Origin of the sequence: Lentzea kentuckyensis (assembly GCF_002150765.1) — a bacterium.
Classification (GTDB): Bacteria; Actinomycetota; Actinomycetes; order Mycobacteriales; family Pseudonocardiaceae; genus Lentzea; species Lentzea kentuckyensis.
Map to the genome: position 1 here is coordinate 110575 of NZ_MUYM01000054.1, position 14434 is coordinate 125008.

Annotated in this window: 15 protein-coding genes; 13 read left to right on the top strand and 2 right to left on the bottom strand. The window is 68.3% G+C overall.

What is annotated here, in order from left to right; genetic code table 11:
• Window positions 1–33 precede the first annotated feature (33 nt).
• Both B0F77_RS24835 and B0F77_RS24840 read left to right on the top strand, forming a co-directional pair.
• Window positions 34–2739: an ATP-binding protein gene (locus tag B0F77_RS24835; protein WP_158102815.1), complete on the top strand. Its 2706-nt coding sequence runs from the start codon at window positions 34–36 to the stop codon at window positions 2737–2739.
• Between the two features lie 124 nt (window positions 2740–2863).
• Window positions 2864–4330, top strand: a complete 1467-nt coding sequence (locus tag B0F77_RS24840) for a DUF8189 domain-containing protein (RefSeq protein ID WP_143466890.1) — start codon at window positions 2864–2866, stop codon at window positions 4328–4330.
• A gap of 22 nt (window positions 4331–4352) precedes the next feature.
• Here the strand turns inward: B0F77_RS24840 and B0F77_RS24845 are convergent, their stop codons facing one another.
• Window positions 4353–5255 carry a nucleoside hydrolase gene (locus B0F77_RS24845; protein ID WP_086665372.1) on the bottom strand — a complete coding sequence of 301 codons (903 nt, stop codon included), beginning with the start codon at window positions 5253–5255 and terminating at the stop codon, window positions 4353–4355.
• A 114-nt stretch (window positions 5256–5369) separates the two neighbouring features.
• Here B0F77_RS24845 and B0F77_RS24850 point away from each other — a divergent pair, with 114 nt between their 5' ends.
• The 10 genes from B0F77_RS24850 (at window position 5370) to B0F77_RS24890 (ending at window position 13260) form a co-directional block, all read left to right on the top strand.
• The gene (locus B0F77_RS24850; RefSeq protein ID WP_086665373.1) at window positions 5370–6635 is read left to right on the top strand and encodes a Gfo/Idh/MocA family oxidoreductase; all 1266 of its coding nucleotides are present in this window, start codon (window positions 5370–5372) and stop codon (window positions 6633–6635) included.
• A gap of 8 nt (window positions 6636–6643) precedes the next feature.
• Entirely contained in the window at window positions 6644–7909 is a 1266-nt protein-coding gene (locus B0F77_RS24855; protein ID WP_158102816.1) for an ABC transporter substrate-binding protein, read from the top strand.
• On the top strand, window positions 7909–8811 hold the full coding sequence (locus B0F77_RS24860; RefSeq protein ID WP_425435716.1) for a carbohydrate ABC transporter permease: 903 nt from the start codon (window positions 7909–7911) through the stop codon (window positions 8809–8811). The genes B0F77_RS24855 and B0F77_RS24860 overlap by 1 nt, the downstream gene beginning before the upstream one ends.
• Window positions 8808–9635 carry a carbohydrate ABC transporter permease gene (locus B0F77_RS24865; protein ID WP_086665375.1) on the top strand — a complete coding sequence of 276 codons (828 nt, stop codon included), beginning with the start codon at window positions 8808–8810 and terminating at the stop codon, window positions 9633–9635. Before B0F77_RS24860 ends, B0F77_RS24865 begins: the two co-directional genes overlap by 4 nt.
• A complete protein-coding gene (locus tag B0F77_RS48070; protein ID WP_158102817.1) occupies window positions 9632–10108 on the top strand; it encodes a hypothetical protein in 477 nt (158 codons plus the stop codon). The genes B0F77_RS24865 and B0F77_RS48070 overlap by 4 nt, the downstream gene beginning before the upstream one ends.
• A 5-nt stretch (window positions 10109–10113) precedes the next feature.
• Window positions 10114–11163, top strand: a complete 1050-nt coding sequence (locus B0F77_RS24870) for a Gfo/Idh/MocA family protein (RefSeq protein ID WP_158102818.1) — start codon at window positions 10114–10116, stop codon at window positions 11161–11163.
• Between the two features lie 35 nt (window positions 11164–11198).
• Window positions 11199–11714 carry a hypothetical protein gene (locus B0F77_RS24875; protein WP_086665377.1) on the top strand — a complete coding sequence of 172 codons (516 nt, stop codon included), beginning with the start codon at window positions 11199–11201 and terminating at the stop codon, window positions 11712–11714.
• 177 nt (window positions 11715–11891) lie between these two features.
• The gene (locus tag B0F77_RS24880) at window positions 11892–12095 is read left to right on the top strand and encodes a cold-shock protein (RefSeq protein WP_086665400.1); all 204 of its coding nucleotides are present in this window, start codon (window positions 11892–11894) and stop codon (window positions 12093–12095) included.
• An 83-nt stretch (window positions 12096–12178) separates the two neighbouring features.
• A complete protein-coding gene (locus B0F77_RS24885; RefSeq protein ID WP_086665378.1) occupies window positions 12179–12751 on the top strand; it encodes a P-loop NTPase family protein in 573 nt (190 codons plus the stop codon).
• Window positions 12748–13260, top strand: a complete 513-nt coding sequence (locus tag B0F77_RS24890) for a Rossmann-fold NAD(P)-binding domain-containing protein (protein WP_245848596.1) — start codon at window positions 12748–12750, stop codon at window positions 13258–13260. The genes B0F77_RS24885 and B0F77_RS24890 overlap by 4 nt, the downstream gene beginning before the upstream one ends.
• A gap of 3 nt (window positions 13261–13263) precedes the next feature.
• Here the strand turns inward: B0F77_RS24890 and B0F77_RS24895 are convergent, their stop codons facing one another.
• A complete protein-coding gene (locus B0F77_RS24895) occupies window positions 13264–13713 on the bottom strand; it encodes a hypothetical protein (RefSeq protein WP_143466891.1) in 450 nt (149 codons plus the stop codon).
• A gap of 146 nt (window positions 13714–13859) precedes the next feature.
• On the opposite strand from B0F77_RS24895, the gene B0F77_RS24900 reads away from it, so the two are divergent.
• On the top strand, window positions 13860–14417 hold the full coding sequence (locus B0F77_RS24900; RefSeq protein WP_158102819.1) for a DUF4328 domain-containing protein: 558 nt from the start codon (window positions 13860–13862) through the stop codon (window positions 14415–14417).
• Window positions 14418–14434 lie beyond the last annotated feature (17 nt).

Here is a 14434-nt window from a genome sequence, read left to right on the forward strand (position 1 = left end):
ACCCTCTCGGTGCGCCTTCTCGGGCCTGTTGACGTGCGCGTTTCCGATGTCACGATCACGCTTGACCGGCCGCTCGAACGCGCACTGGTCGCACGTCTGGCGCTGGCGCGCGGTGCCGCCGTCTCCGACGAACGGCTCGCCCGCGACCTCTGGGGCGACGTCGACCTGGCCCGTCCGCGCGAACGTTTGCGCGTGCTGGCCTCCCGGCTGCGGGCGAACCTCGGTGAGGCGTCCTCGGCCTTGTCGCGGACGGGCGCGGGTTACCTGCTCGACGCCGCACCGTCCGATGTGGTCACCGCCGAGCAGGCGTTGTCGGACGGCAGCCGTGAGGTCATTGCCAACGCACTGGCGTTGTGGCGCGGCGACTCGTTGGCCGACTTGCGCGCGGTGCCGTTCGGATTCGCCGAGGGGGAGCGCCTCGACGCTCTGCGCGTTGACCTCCGTGTCGGTCTTCTGGCCGTGTCGCAGGAAGCGGGCGCGGGTATCGAGTTGCGTGCTGAGCTTGAGGAACTCGTTGGTGAGCATCCGCTGCACGAGCGGTTGAGCTGCATGCTCGCGTTGTCGCTCTACCGCGGTGGACGTCAAGCGGACGCATTGGCCGTGTTGGCCCGGCTGCGGACCAGGCTTTCCGACGAGCTCGGTGTCGACCCGGCTCCGGAGACCGTGTCGATGGAACTGCAGATCCTGCGCCAGGAAGCGCCGGGCGGTGCTCCGAAACGGCGGTTGCCGGCGGCCGGCACGACGTTCCTGGGCCGTGACGCCGATCGGGCCGCCATCGTCGAACGGCTGGCGGTGACCCGTCTTCTGACGCTGACCGGTGTGGCGGGCAGCGGCAAGACCCGGCTCGCGCTGGAGGTCGCGCGCGTTGTCGAACGCCCGGTGGTGTGGCTCGACCTGACCGCGGTCCGGGCCGCCGACGAGATCCTGCCCGCGCTCGTCGCCGAGGCCGGCGAGGACTACCTGGCCGAGCTCGAAGGCGCGCTGCTCGTCGTCGACAACGCCGAACACGTGCTTTCCGCCGTGTCGTCCGTGGTCTCCGAACTGCTGTCCGGCACCGGAAAGCTGTCGGTGCTGGCGACCTCCCAACGGCCGTTGCTCGCCGACGGCGAAGAGGTCCGCAACGTCGGTGCGCTCGCTCCGGGCGCGTCCGCGTTGCTGTTCTGCGACCGCAGCGGAGCCGAGCCCTCCGCCGAGGTCGACGCCATCTGCGCGGCCGTCGACCACCTGCCGCTCGGCGTCGAGCTGGCCGCCGGTCTCACCCGCACGTTGTCCGTCCCGCAGCTCGCGCGCAGGCTGGACGACCGGCTGCGGTTGCTGGTCGGCGGACTGCGGGGGAGCCGGCAGCGGCACAGCAGCCTGCGCGCCGCCCTCGACTGGAGCCACGAGCTGCTCGACGACGTCCAGCAGGCCGTGCTGCGCCGCGCGGCCGTGTTCCTCGGCGGCTGGACCCTCGAAGCGGCCGAGGAGGTGCTCGCCTTCGACGGCGTCGAGGTGGCGGACGTCGCCGCGACGCTGACCGAACTGGCCGACCGCAACCTCGTCGCCGTGACCGAGGGCCCGCGCTTCCGCATGCTCGAAACGGTCCGCCACTACGCCCTGGCCAAGCTCGAAGAAGCCGAGGCCGTGCGTGCCCGCCACCTCGCCTGGTGCTCCGCCTTCGTCACCGCCCGCGAGATCCGTGCGGACGCCGCGAGCGTGATGGGCGAGCTGTACGAGGAGTGGCCGAACCTGCTGTCCGCGCTGGAGACGGCGGCCGGCACGCCGCGCGCCGGTGCCGGGCTGCGCCTGGCCGTCGACATGCACGACGCCTGGATGGTGCGCGGCCTGGTCGTGCAGGCCGCCCGCGTCTACGAGGGCCTGATCGACGCCGACGTGCCCGACGACGTCCGCGCGCTCGCCCTGTGCAACTACGGCTTCTTCTGCACCCAGATCGGCCGCCTGTCGCTGGCGAGCGAACTCCTGGACCGGGCCGCGCCGCTCGCCGCGGACGACCTCCTGACCATCCGCGTCCTCTACTACCGCGCCATCGCCGAGATCCAGCGCGGCTGCCCGGCCCAGGCCATCTCCTGGGCGGAACGCGGCCACGCCGTCGCCGAACGCGTCGAGCACGTCACCTATGTGTCGGCGTTGGGCTGCGTGCTGGCCATCGCCCAGATGTACGCGGGCGACCTCGACGCCTCCCTGCGCAACCATCTGGCCGCCAACGCCATCGACCGCTCCCTCGGCGACGAGCACGGCCTGGCCCGCGGCCTGGTCAACGAGAGCATGACGCTGTTGAGCGCCGGCGACGCCGACGCCGCCCTGGCCCGCGCGGACGAGGCCGAAGCCCTGTCCGAACGGCTCGGCGACGCCATCGGCGCCACCCACGTGGGCATGATCAGGGCCAGGGCCGCGTTGCTCGCCGGCCGGTTCGACGAGGCCGTCGACCGCCTGCGCACCGTGCTGGACGACGCCGAGGCAGGCGCCGACACCGGTCTGCTGCGGGTGGACCTCGCCTATGCCCTCGTCCGGCGCGGCGACCTGGCCGGAGCCGCCGCCGAACTCGCGCTGGCCGCGGCGGTGAGCGACGAACAGGACCTCACCTGGCTGGCCGTGCAACCGGTGGCGGCGGTGCTGGCCGCGCAGGAGGGTGACACCGCCCGCGCGGGCGAGATCGCGGCGGCCGCAAGGGCGGAGTTCGCTGCCCGCGGGTTCGGCTGGCCGTTCACGGTTGACCGCCTGGTCGGCGTCGAGGGCTGACGCACACCCCCGGCTACCAGTCCGGCACCGCCTGTTCAAGATCGTCACCCGACTGGGCGCCAGGCCGGAAGTCGGTCCGTTCGACCGGACCAAAACTTCACATCGGCTTGCTACCGTGACCGGCATGAAGTCGTGGGGGATGTTGGCGGTCGCCGCGGCGGCGATCACGTTCGGCTCGACGCTGGCGATGCCAGACGTCGCGATCGCTGCTGCCGAGGGCGGGGTGGTCTGCGGAACGTACGAGGCCAACTCGAAGATCACGCGCACCGAGATCCTGGCGCGCTCGCGCACGTGGATCAGCGCCCGTGTGCCGTACAGCCAGAGCGACTGCTTCGGCAACAAGTACGGCGCCTACCGCACCGACTGCTCCGGCTTCGTCTCGATGGCCTGGGGCCTGCGCATCTCCTACACGACCCACATTCTCGAGCAGGTCGCGCACCGCGTCGACTGGGCGGACCTCCGCCCCGGCGACGCGCTCAACGACCGCGAGAACCACGTCGCGCTGTTCATCGGCTGGGCGGACGCCGCCAAGACGCGGCCGATCGTGCGCGAGCAGGCCGGGCCGGACGGCAGCCGTCCGGTGCAGCGGGTCTGGAGCGCGAGCACCGCCAAGCGGTACGTGCCGCTGCGCTACAACGGCATCGTCGAGGCCGGTGGCACCACGACCAGCGACACCCCGGTCACCGACAAGCCCGTCGTCACCTCCGGCCCGCAGATCTCCAACACCGGCCAGCAGCAGCTGGAGATCTACGCGCGCGCCGCGGACGGCACGATCATCACGAACTTCCACAAGACGAGCCGCTGGAACGGCTGGCAGCAGCTCGGCGCCGAGATCTTCGCGAGTGACCCGGTCGCGCTGATGAACCCCGAGACGAAGATCGTCGAGGTGTTCGCGCGCGGCACGGACAACCGGATCTACCGCCGCGTCGACGGCAAGTGGCTCGCGCTCGGCGACACGGCCGTCGCGGGCAGCCCGGTGCTCAGGTGGAACGACAAGAACAAGGCCGTCGAGGTGTTCGCCCGCGGCACCGACGGAACCCTGCTGGCCTTCACGGACAAGTGGGCGCCGGTCGGCGACCGCAAGATCCAGGGCGACCCGGCCGTCGCGGACAAGGACCTCTACGCGCGGTCCGCCGACGACAAGCTCGTCAAGTGGGACGGCACCTCCTGGCAGGACCAGGGCGAGACCAAGATCGTCAGCGACCCGAGCGTGGCCGTCGACCAGATCTTCGTCCGCACCGCCACCGGCAGCGTCGAGCAGTACGCGGCGGGTGTCTGGAAGTCGCTCGGCGGCAAGGGCACCGGGGCGCCGTCGGCGGTGTTCAACTCGACGACCGGCTCGATCGACGTCGTGCAGCTCGGTGAGGGCGGCATCGTCGAGCACTCGCGCGCGACCGACAGCGGCTGGACCGCGTGGGCCAAGCTCGGCAACACCAAGGTGTCCGAGGCGCCGACCGCGATGTACCACGCGCAGACGAAGACCGTCGAGGTCTTCGCCCGCACCGACGACGGCAAGCTGATCCGCCGCTTCTACAAGGAGAAGGCGGGCTGGAGCCAGTGGGCGCTGCTGAGCGACCGCGGCATCAGCTGATCAGCGTCTTGAACGGGGCGCCTCAGAGGCGCCCCACCGCGTCGATCACCAGGTCGAAGAACCGGGCCACGTCCAGCCCCACCGCGACCTGGGCGTTCGGTGGCTGCCCCAGCCGGCCGTGCAGATCGACGACCGTCGCGCCCCGCGTGAACGTCCCCGTGGTCTCGATCCCCACGAACGCCTCGACGCACGTCACCAGCGTCGGATCGATCACCCGCGCCACCGCCACCGGGTCGTGCAACGGCGGCGCCTCGAACCCGAACACGTCGCGGTAGGTCGCCGCGAAGAACGTCATCAGGTCGCCGCAGATGCGTCCGAGCGGCCCCAGCGCGTTCAACTGAGCAACGATTCCCGGCGTCACCAGTGCCTGGTGCGTCACGTTCAACCCGATCATCGTGACCGGCACACCGCTGCCGAAGACGATCGCGGCGGCCTCCGGATCGACGTAGATGTTGAACTCCGCGTACGGCGTGGTGTTGCCGCGCTCGGTCGACCCGCCCATGAGCACGATCTCGCGCACGGCAGAGGTGCCGTAACGGGTCAGATAAGCAGCCACGTTCGTCAGTGCGCCCGTGGCGATCAACGTCGCCGGCATGTTCCGGTGCATCACGTCGATCGCGTGTTCCTCCACCACGTCCACAGTGATCGAGCCGAACGCCGGTCCGTCCATTCCGGACTCGCCGTGGATGTCCTCCGCCACGTACAAGGGCCGTACCAACGGCCGTGCGCACCCACGTGCGATCGGCACCGAAATTCCGGCGGCCGAACAGATCCGTTGTGCATTTAGCGTGACCTTGTCGAGCGTCTGGTTCGCGGCGACAGTCGTGATCGCGCGGAGGTCGATCTCGGGCGAGCCGGCGGCCAGCAGGATCGCGATCGCGTCGTCGTGGCCGGGGTCGCAGTCGAGCACCACAGGGGTCGGCATGGACCCATCCTGCCGTTCATGTCCATGAAACAGCCGAAAAGGTTTTCGCGAGCTCTTGACGAGGTCAGGGCCGGTGCGGCTAGCGTGGGGAAACCGTTTACCGGGGAGGTCCTGATGGCCCGCAGGCGCTACGCAGTGGTCGGCACCGGGGCGCGGGCGGAGCGGCACATCCACGCCATCGCGGTCGAGCACGCCGACACCTGTCAGCTCGTCGCGTTCGCCGACGTGAACCGCACCCGGATGAAGGTCCACAACGACCGGCTCGCTGAACTGGGGGTCGAGCCGGTCCCCGCGTACGACGCGGAAGACTTCCTCAGGATGCTCGACGAGCAGCAGGTCGACGTGGTGGTGGTGACCACCGTCGACCGCTTTCACGACATGTACGTCGTCGAGGCACTGGACGCCGGTCGCGACGTCGTGACGGAGAAGCCGATGACGACGGACGTCCCGTCGGCCGGCAAGATCCTGGACGCGGTGCACCGCAACGACGGCAACGTCACCGTCACGTTCAACTACCGCTACAACCCGATCCACGAGAAGGTCCGCGCGCTGCTGGCGGACGGCGCGGTCGGAGAGATCGGGTCCGTGCACTTCGAGTGGCTGCTCGACACCCGGCACGGCGCCGACTACTTCCGCCGCTGGCACCGCGACAAGGCCAACTCCGGCGGCCTCATGGTGCACAAGGCGACCCACCACTTCGACCTGCTCAACTGGTGGGTCGGTTCGGTGCCGGAGACCGTGTACGCGCACGGCCGGTTGTTCTTCTACGGAGAGGAAAACGGCAAGCGGCACGACTACACCGACGACGACCGGTTCGAGCTGAAGCTGGAGCAGAACGACTGGCTCAAGAAGCTCTACCTCGACGCCAGGCACGAGGACGGCTACCGCCGCGACCAGAACCCGTTCGAGCCCGGTGTGTCCATTGAGGACGACATGTCGGTGCTCGTCCGCTACGCCAGCGGCGCGAACCTCACGTATCACCTCACGGCGTACTCGCCGTGGGAGGGATACCGCTTGATGGTCAATGGCAGCAAGGGGCGTCTCGAACTCGAAGTCGTCGAGAACTCCTGGGTGTCGAGCCAGCACCCGGCGGTGCACGGTGTGAACGCCAACCCGGAGCAGGGGTGGGCGAAGCTGTCCGTGCAGCGCCTGTTCGAAGAACGGGAGGAGATCCCGCTGGAGTACGACCGGGATGGTCACGGTGGTGCCGACCAACGCATGGTCGACGCGCTGTACGGGCCGCCCGGGCAGGACGACCCGTTGGGACGCAAGGCAACGCACTACGACGGCGCGCTCTCGCTGCTGACTGGTTTCGCCGCCAACCGCAGCTTCGAGACCGGGGAACCGGTCCGCGTCGTCGACGTCATCGACCTCAGATGAGGAGACCAGTGAAAGCGCACAAGGTTGTGGGCTTAGTACTCGGCGCAGCGCTGATGGCGTCGGGTTGTGGCGGCGGTTCCAGCGCGGACGGTCAGACCGAGATCCGGTTCATCTGGTGGGGCAACGACGACCGCGCCAAGGTGACGAACGAGGCGGTGCGGCTGTTCGAGAGCCGCAACACGAACATCAAGGTCGCGACGTCGTTCCAGAACTTCCAGAACTACTTCGAGAAGCTCTCCACCGAGATCGCGGGCGGCAACGCGCCGGACGTGATCCAGATGGACTACCGCTACCTCAACGAGTACGCGGGCCGCAACGTGCTGCTGGACCTCACCCCGTACGTGGGCAAGGAGATCCGCACGGCCGACTGGAACTCCGGTTTCGTCGGCAGCGGCAAGCTGAACGGCAAGCAGGTCGCGATGCCGTTGGCGCAGAACGCCACCACGATCGTCTACGACCCGAAGCTGTTCGCCGCGGCGGGCGTGGCCGAACCGAAGATCGGCTGGACCTGGGCCGACTACAAGGAGATCGCCGGCAAGATCCAGGCGAGCACCGGTGGCAAGGTCGCGGGCTCCACGGACTTCGGCGGCACCGAGGACGTCTTCGAGACCTGGCTGCGGCAGCGCGGCAAGGCCCTCTACAACGACGGCAAGCTCGGTTATTCGAAGGACGACCTGAAGGCGTTCTGGCAGTTGTCCAAGGACTTCCGCGACGCGCAGGCCACGACCCCGGCCGAGTTGGTGACGACGCTGAACGCCGGTGCGGAACAGACCCCGATGGGCAAGAAGCTCTCCGCGTCCGAACACAGCTACGACAGCCTCTACGGTGGTTACAACACGGTGCGTCCGGACGAGCTCAAGCTCGGCCCGTACCCGAGTGACAGCAAAGAAGTGCTCGGTTCGTACCGCAAGCCGTCGCAGCTGATCAGCGCGTCGGCCCGCACCAAGAACAAGGACGCGGCGGTCAAGCTCATCGACTTCCTGCTCAACGACCCGGACGCGGGCAAGATCCTCGGCGCGAACCGCGGCCTGCCGGCGAACCTGAAGATCCGTGCGGCCGTGGCGCAGAACCTCAGCGGTGCCAACAAGGTGATCTTCGAGTACCAGAGGTCGGTCGATGCGAAGCTCGGTGACGCCCCGCCCGCCCCGCCGAAGGGTGACGGCGCGATCTACAAGCTGATGCAGCGCAAGCACGAGGAGGTCGTCTTCGGCAAGAAGACGATCGACCAGGCGTTGGACGAGTTCTGGCGCGACGCGGAAGAGGCGCTGAAGTAGTGGTGCTCGCCGAGCGGGTCTCTCCCGCACCGGTGAAGTCGGCCGCCGAGGGCGCGCCCCCTCGGCGGCCGAACAACTCACAGGGCGTCGCGTATCTGTTCTTGGGGCCGTGGCTGCTCGGCGCGATCGGCCTCACCGTCGCACCGATGGTCGTGTCGCTGTACTTGTCGTTCACCGACTACGACCTGTTCAACTCGCCACGATGGGTCGGCCTCGACAACTACGCGAAGCTCTTCGGAGACGACCCGCGCTACCTGCAGTCGGTCGGCGTGACACTGCGGTACGTCGTGTGGTCCGTGCCGTTGAAACTGGTGCTCGCGCTGGCCGTCGCGCTGTTGCTGAACTCGTTGCGCGGCAAGGGGCAGGCGTTCTTCCGTTCAGCCTTCTACGCGCCTTCGCTGCTGGGCGCCTCGGTCGGACTGGCGCTGGCGTGGCGGGCGATCTTCGACACCTGGGTGGACACGCCGGACTACGCGTTGATCACCATCGTGCTGCTGTCCGCGTGGCAGTTCGGCGCCCCGATGGTGATCTTCCTGGCCGGGCTCCAGCAGATCCCGCGCGACCTGGTCGACGCGGCCGCGGTGGACGGCGCGGGCTGGTGGCGCCGGTTGTGGTCGATCACGTTGCCGATGCTGTCGCCGGTGCTGTTCTTCAACCTCGTGCTGGAGACGATCCACGCGTTCCAGGCGTTCACGCAGGCGTTCGTGGTGAGCGGCGGACGCGGCGGACCGGCCGACTCGACGTTGTTCTACACGCTCTACCTGTACGAGCGCGGGTTCACGGAGTTCCGCATGGGTTACGCGTCGGCCATGGCGTGGGTGCTGCTGGTGGCGATCGCGCTGATCACCGCGGTGCTGTTCCGGACGTCGCGGTACTGGGTGTTCTACGGGGACGAACGATGAAGCGGGTACTGGTCTTCCTGCTGTGCCTGGCCGCGCTGGCGTTGGTGTTGTACCCGATCGTGTGGCTGATCTCGGCGTCGCTCACACCGGTCGAGGACCTGGTCGCGAACCTGCGGTCGCTGTTCCCCGGACGTGTGACCACCGACGGGTATCGAGGTGCTCTCGAGGGTGCGGGCGGCGAGTCGTTCTGGACGTTCCTGGGCAACTCGACGATCGTGGCGAGCGGCGCGGTGATCGGCAACGTCGTCTCGTGCTCGCTGGCGGCGTACGCGTTCGCCCGGCTGCGGTTCCGGCTCAGCGGCCCGCTGTTCGCGTTCGCGCTGGTCACGATCATGCTGCCCGCGCACGTCACGCTGATCCCGCAGTACGTGGTGTTCCAGCGGCTGGAGATGATCGACACCTTCGTGCCGCTGATCCTGCCGAAGCTGCTGGCGACCGACGCGTTCTTCGTGTTCCTCATGGTGCAGTTCATGCGGGGCATCCCGTACGAACTGGACGAGGCCGCGAAGATCGACGGGTGCGGGCCGATCCGCAACTACCGGTACGTGGTGCTGCCGCTGTCCCGCCCGGCGATGGTCACGACGGCGATCTTCACGTTCATCTGGACCTGGAACGACTTCTTCGCGCAACTGATCTACCTGTCCTCGACCGAGAACTACACGATCCCGATGGGGCTGCGGCTGTTCATCGACCAGACGTCGTCGTCCTCGTACGGGCCGATGTTCGCGATGTCGGTGCTGTCACTGGTGCCCATCGGGCTGTTCTTCCTGGCGTTCCAGCGGTTCCTGGTCGCCGGGGTGGCCACGACGGGGTTGAAGGGATGACGCGCGAACGACTGGAGGTCCTCGCCGACACCCTGCTGATCGGGGTGTTCGTGTTCGTGGCGTCGCTCCCGCTGGTGACCGCGTTCTCGGCGTTCGAAGCGGCGTGCGCCGTCCTGCGGGACGGTCTGCCGGTGGGGCGGTTCTGGTCGTTGCTGCGCGTTCGGTGGGTGCCGGGTGTGGTGTTCGCGGTGGTGGGCTCGGTGCTGGTGGTGGACGTCGTGCTGGTGGTGACCGTGTTGCCCGCGCCGTTGCCCGTCCGGCTCGCCGTGCTGGCCGCCGCTTCCGCCATCGGGGCATGGATCCTGTCGCAAGCGTGTCTCGGTTGGCGCGGCGGATTGAAATTCGCAGCACCTCGGCCGATGCTGATGGCCGCGTTGGTGGTCGCCGGAGTGCTGGTGTGGGCCCTGCCTCCGCTGGCGGTGGTGATCGGCGGACCCCTGGCGCTGGCGGCGGAGTCCACCCGAGAAGGGTGAGGACGATGCGTGTTGCTCTGGTCGGCGCTCGGGGGCACGGGGCACGGCACGTGGAGAACCTGCTCCGGCTCGGGCACGACGGGGTCGCCACCTTCGTCGGCGTCGTCGACGTGGCGGACGTGGGGGACGTGCCGGTGCCGTCCTACCCCGACCTGCCGGCGCTGGCCGCCGAACTGCACCCCGAGATCGTGGTGATCTCCTCGCCGCCCTCGACCCATCGGGAGCTCGTGCTCGACGCGTTCGAGCTCGGCTGCGACGTGCTCGTGGAGAAGCCCGCGCTGCTGTCGGTGACCGACTACGAAGAGATCGCGGCGGCGGCGGTGAAGCGCGGGCTGGTGTGCCAGGTCGGGTTCCAGTCGCAGGGGACGGGGTCGTACCGGCGCCTGTGCTCGTTGATCGGCTCCGGCGCGTTGGGCGACATCTCCGGCATCGGCGCTGCGGGCCGTTGGGTACGCACGGACTCCTACTACGAGCGCGCGAAGTGGGCCGGTCGGCAGGGCGAGGACGGGACGTTGGTGAACCCGTTCGCGCACGCCCTGCAGAACGCTCTGTTGCTCGCCGACGTCGAGGAGCGTTCGGACATCGCTGTCGAGTTGGAGCTGTTCCGTTGCCGCGACACGATCACCTCCGACGACACGGCCTGTGTCCGCGTGACGGCTGATGGCGTGCCTCCGGTCGTGGTCGCCACCACGCTGTGCGCCTCGACATCGTTGCCACCGGTCGTGCTGGTGCACGGCTCGTTGGGACAGGCCGTGTGGTGGTACGACGACGACCGGTTGACGGTCAACGACCACAAGATGGCCGTGCCACCACCGGTCGACCTCCTGGAGAACCTGATCCGGCACCGGCAGACCGGCGAACCTCTCGTCGCCCCACTGGCCGCCGCGCGGGCGTTCACGTCCGTTGTGGAGCAGTGCGGCAAGACCGACGTTCCCCTGCTGCCCGCCCGCCGCATGGGCGATCGGGTGATCCTCGACGGCATCGACGAGGTCGTCGTGCGCGCCGCCGAGAAGATCGCGACTTTCGACGAGCTGGGCTGCGGTTTCGGGCGGTAGTCTCCCGCCGGGTCCGCTGTGTTCGGGGAGTTGCGTTGGACACCTACATCGACTTGAAGGACGTCCGGCTGACTGGCCACGTGAGCCAGGGCTTGATCGCGCTCGTCGCGGCCGAGTCGGTCTGGGGCACGGTCAACGACTGGCGGGGCGGGTCGTCCTCGTGGAGCTTCCTCGCCATCGTGCTGGTCCTGCCCGCGGCCGTGGCGTTCCTGCTGTGGTTCCGCGCCGCCACCCACAACGCCGAGGCGATCGCCCTGCACGGCGTGCGGATGATGCCGCAGGTGTGGAAGGCCAGTGACCCCGAGCAGCGCGACGTGCCGTTCGACCAACGCGTGGCGAGTCCCTTGATCCGGCCCTGGCAGTACACGTTCCTCGCCATGGTGATGTGCGACATACTCGAGTCGCTGCTCCTCGACACACCGGCCTACGTGGTGTTCTCGACGCTGTCGACCCTATGTGCGCTGGTAGCGGCCGGTTTGGCGGTCTTCCTGATCTGGCGGATCTCGTCCATGCAGCAGCGATTCGCCGTTCCGCAGCGCAAGCGACACTAGGTCACCGGATGCGGTAGACTCTTCGCTGGTTGCGGTTTTGTGTTCGTGTCATTTCACGCTCGCCGAACTTCAGTTGCGAGCGATTCTCCTTCTTAGCGGTTGGGGCGGTCAGCTCACGACCAACCACTGGAGCGGCCACAAAGTGTGGTCTGCTCTTCAGCATTGAAGGAGCAGTACATGGCAAACGGCACCGTCAAGTGGTTCAACGCCGAAAAGGGCTTCGGCTTCATCGCCCCCGAGGACGGCGGCGCTGACGTCTTCGTCCACTACTCGGCCCTCAACGGCGGCGGCTACCGCAGCCTCGAGGAGAACCAGAAGGTCTCGTTCGACGTCACGCAGGGCCAGAAGGGCCCGCAGGCGACGAACGTCACCGCTCTCTGACGTTGTTTCACGAAGCAGGCCCCCGGTCTTCCGGGGGCCTGCTTTTGTGTTGTGATCATTGGGTTTTCGCCTAGCCTGGCTCGATGCCGTTGCTCGGACCAGCTGATCCGCTGCCGCACGTGCCCCGGCGCATCCTCGTCGCCGGCAACGCGGGATCCGGCAAGTCGACGCTCTGCCTGCGCATCGCCGGGCGGCACGGCCTGCGGCACGTCGAGCTCGACAGCCTGTACTGGGGTCCGCGCTGGACGCCCCGACGTGAGTTCCTGACCGAGGTCCAGGCCTTCGCGGGCGACGACACCTGGGTGACGGAGTTCCAGTACCGCGAGGCGCGGCCGGTGTTGCTGGCACGTGCGGACACCGTGGTGTGGCTCGATCACCCGTTCGCGACGGTGATGGGACGGCTGGTCCGTCGCACGGTCAGACGTCGCGCGAGCAGGGTGGAGTTGTGGAACGGTAACCAGGAATCGCCGCTGTGGTCGGTGTTCACGGACTCCGGGCACATCCTGCGGTGGGGCTGGAAGTCCTACTGGCGCAACCGGGCCAGGGTGCTCGCCCTGGTCGACCAGGCCGTGGTCGTGCGGTTGCGCGGGCAGGGCCAGGTGGAACGGTGGCTGGCAGGGCCGCTGGCCTCGGTCGGGGAGGAGCGTGCTCGGTGAGAACCGCACTGGTGCTCGGCGGGACCGGGATGTTGGCGGGGTGCGCGCAGGTGCTGTCCACGCGCGGGTGGCGGGTGGTGCTGCCGTCGCGGACCCAGCCGCTGATGGCCGACGACGGGCCTGGCCGGGCGGCGCGGGCGTCGATCTCGCTGGGACACCGGCCGACGTGGGTTCGGGCGGACTGGGCCAAGCCTCACGAACTGGCGTCCGAGGTCGAGTACGAACTGCAGGGCATGCCGGTGAACCTGCTGGTCGCGTGGGTGCACGCCAACTACCGCGTCAACGTTCTACGAGCCGTGCAGCATCTCCTGGCAGAAGGTGCGCCGGTGGTGGAGGTGCACACGTGCGCCCCGGTGCCGGATCCGGTGTTGCCGAACCCGACGCAACAGGTGTTGCTCGGTCACTTCTCTCACGACGCCACACAGCGCACGAGCCGTGCGGTGCTGGAGGCGGTCGAACGGGCGTTGGAGGGGCGGGCGCCCTCACTGCACTACGAGGACGCCCGCTGAAAGTCAGCCCTTGGTGACCTTCGCCCGGCCGATTTCCGCCTGCACCTTGATGCCGGCCGCCACGTCCACGAGCTGACGGATCACCACGTCCTCGTTGCGGATGTCCGCGACCTTCTGCTTGGTCTTCGTGGTGAACTCGAACTGCGCGACCGCCGGCGACTCGATCTCGGCGACCTGCTGGAAGTCCTTGCTGAAGTCCACGATCACCTTCGTGCCGTCGAGGACCTGCAGCTGGTAGTCGTCGGGCTTGGTGGACGCGAAGCCCTTCTGGAACTTGCCGGTGACCTTGATGCCGTCGGTCGTCTCCTCGAAGTCGAGGGTGCCGTCGGCGGGGGAGAAGAGGGCTTCCTGGAAGTCCGCGCTGGCCTTGACGGGCTCGGCGGCGAGCGCCGGGGACGTCGTGAGCGCGACGGTCGTGAGCAGTACGGCGGCGAGGCTCAGCAGTTTCGGCATGTCTTCGTTCGTACCGGCGGCCATTTAGCCCCGCACGACCAAAGGTATCGCTCGATCGGGCGTTGAGGATGTACGCTCCGCGCCGACGTCGGGGGACGTACGTTCTACCTGGGGGAATTCACTTGAGCTCAGAGGTTGTCAGACCCGTGCGCGGAATCGGTACGGCGGCGACGGCGGTGATCGCGTTCTCGGCCGGGACCCAGGTCGTCACGGCCGCCCTGCTCTGGACGTCCGTGGATCCGGCTTCGGACGTGGCCGCCAACTTCATCGCGGTGTTCGTGCAGGTCGTGGCCGGGGTGTTGTTCATCGCCTGGATGCGCCAGGCGCGGCTCAACTCCGACATCATCACGTCCAGGCACCAGCACCGCTGGACGAACATGTGGGTGATCCTCGGGTGGATCATCCCGTTCGGGAACCTGTTCATCCCGTACGCGGTGATGCAGGACATCTGGCGCGGTTCCGACCGGACGCAGCCCATGGTCGGACTGCAGAAGCGGCCTCAGAGCGGCCTCGTGACCGGCTGGTGGATCACCTACATCGGCTCGAACGTGCTCGGCATGATCGGCGGCCGCAGCGCGGAGGACGACGTCGCGCTGGTGTCCACGATCTCCGCCGCGGGACTGGTCGTCGCGGCCGTGCTGGCCGCGCAGATGATCAAGCGCGTCAACGGGATGCAGGAAGCCGTTCAGGTGGAGGTGTCATGAGACATCCTCTGTCAACC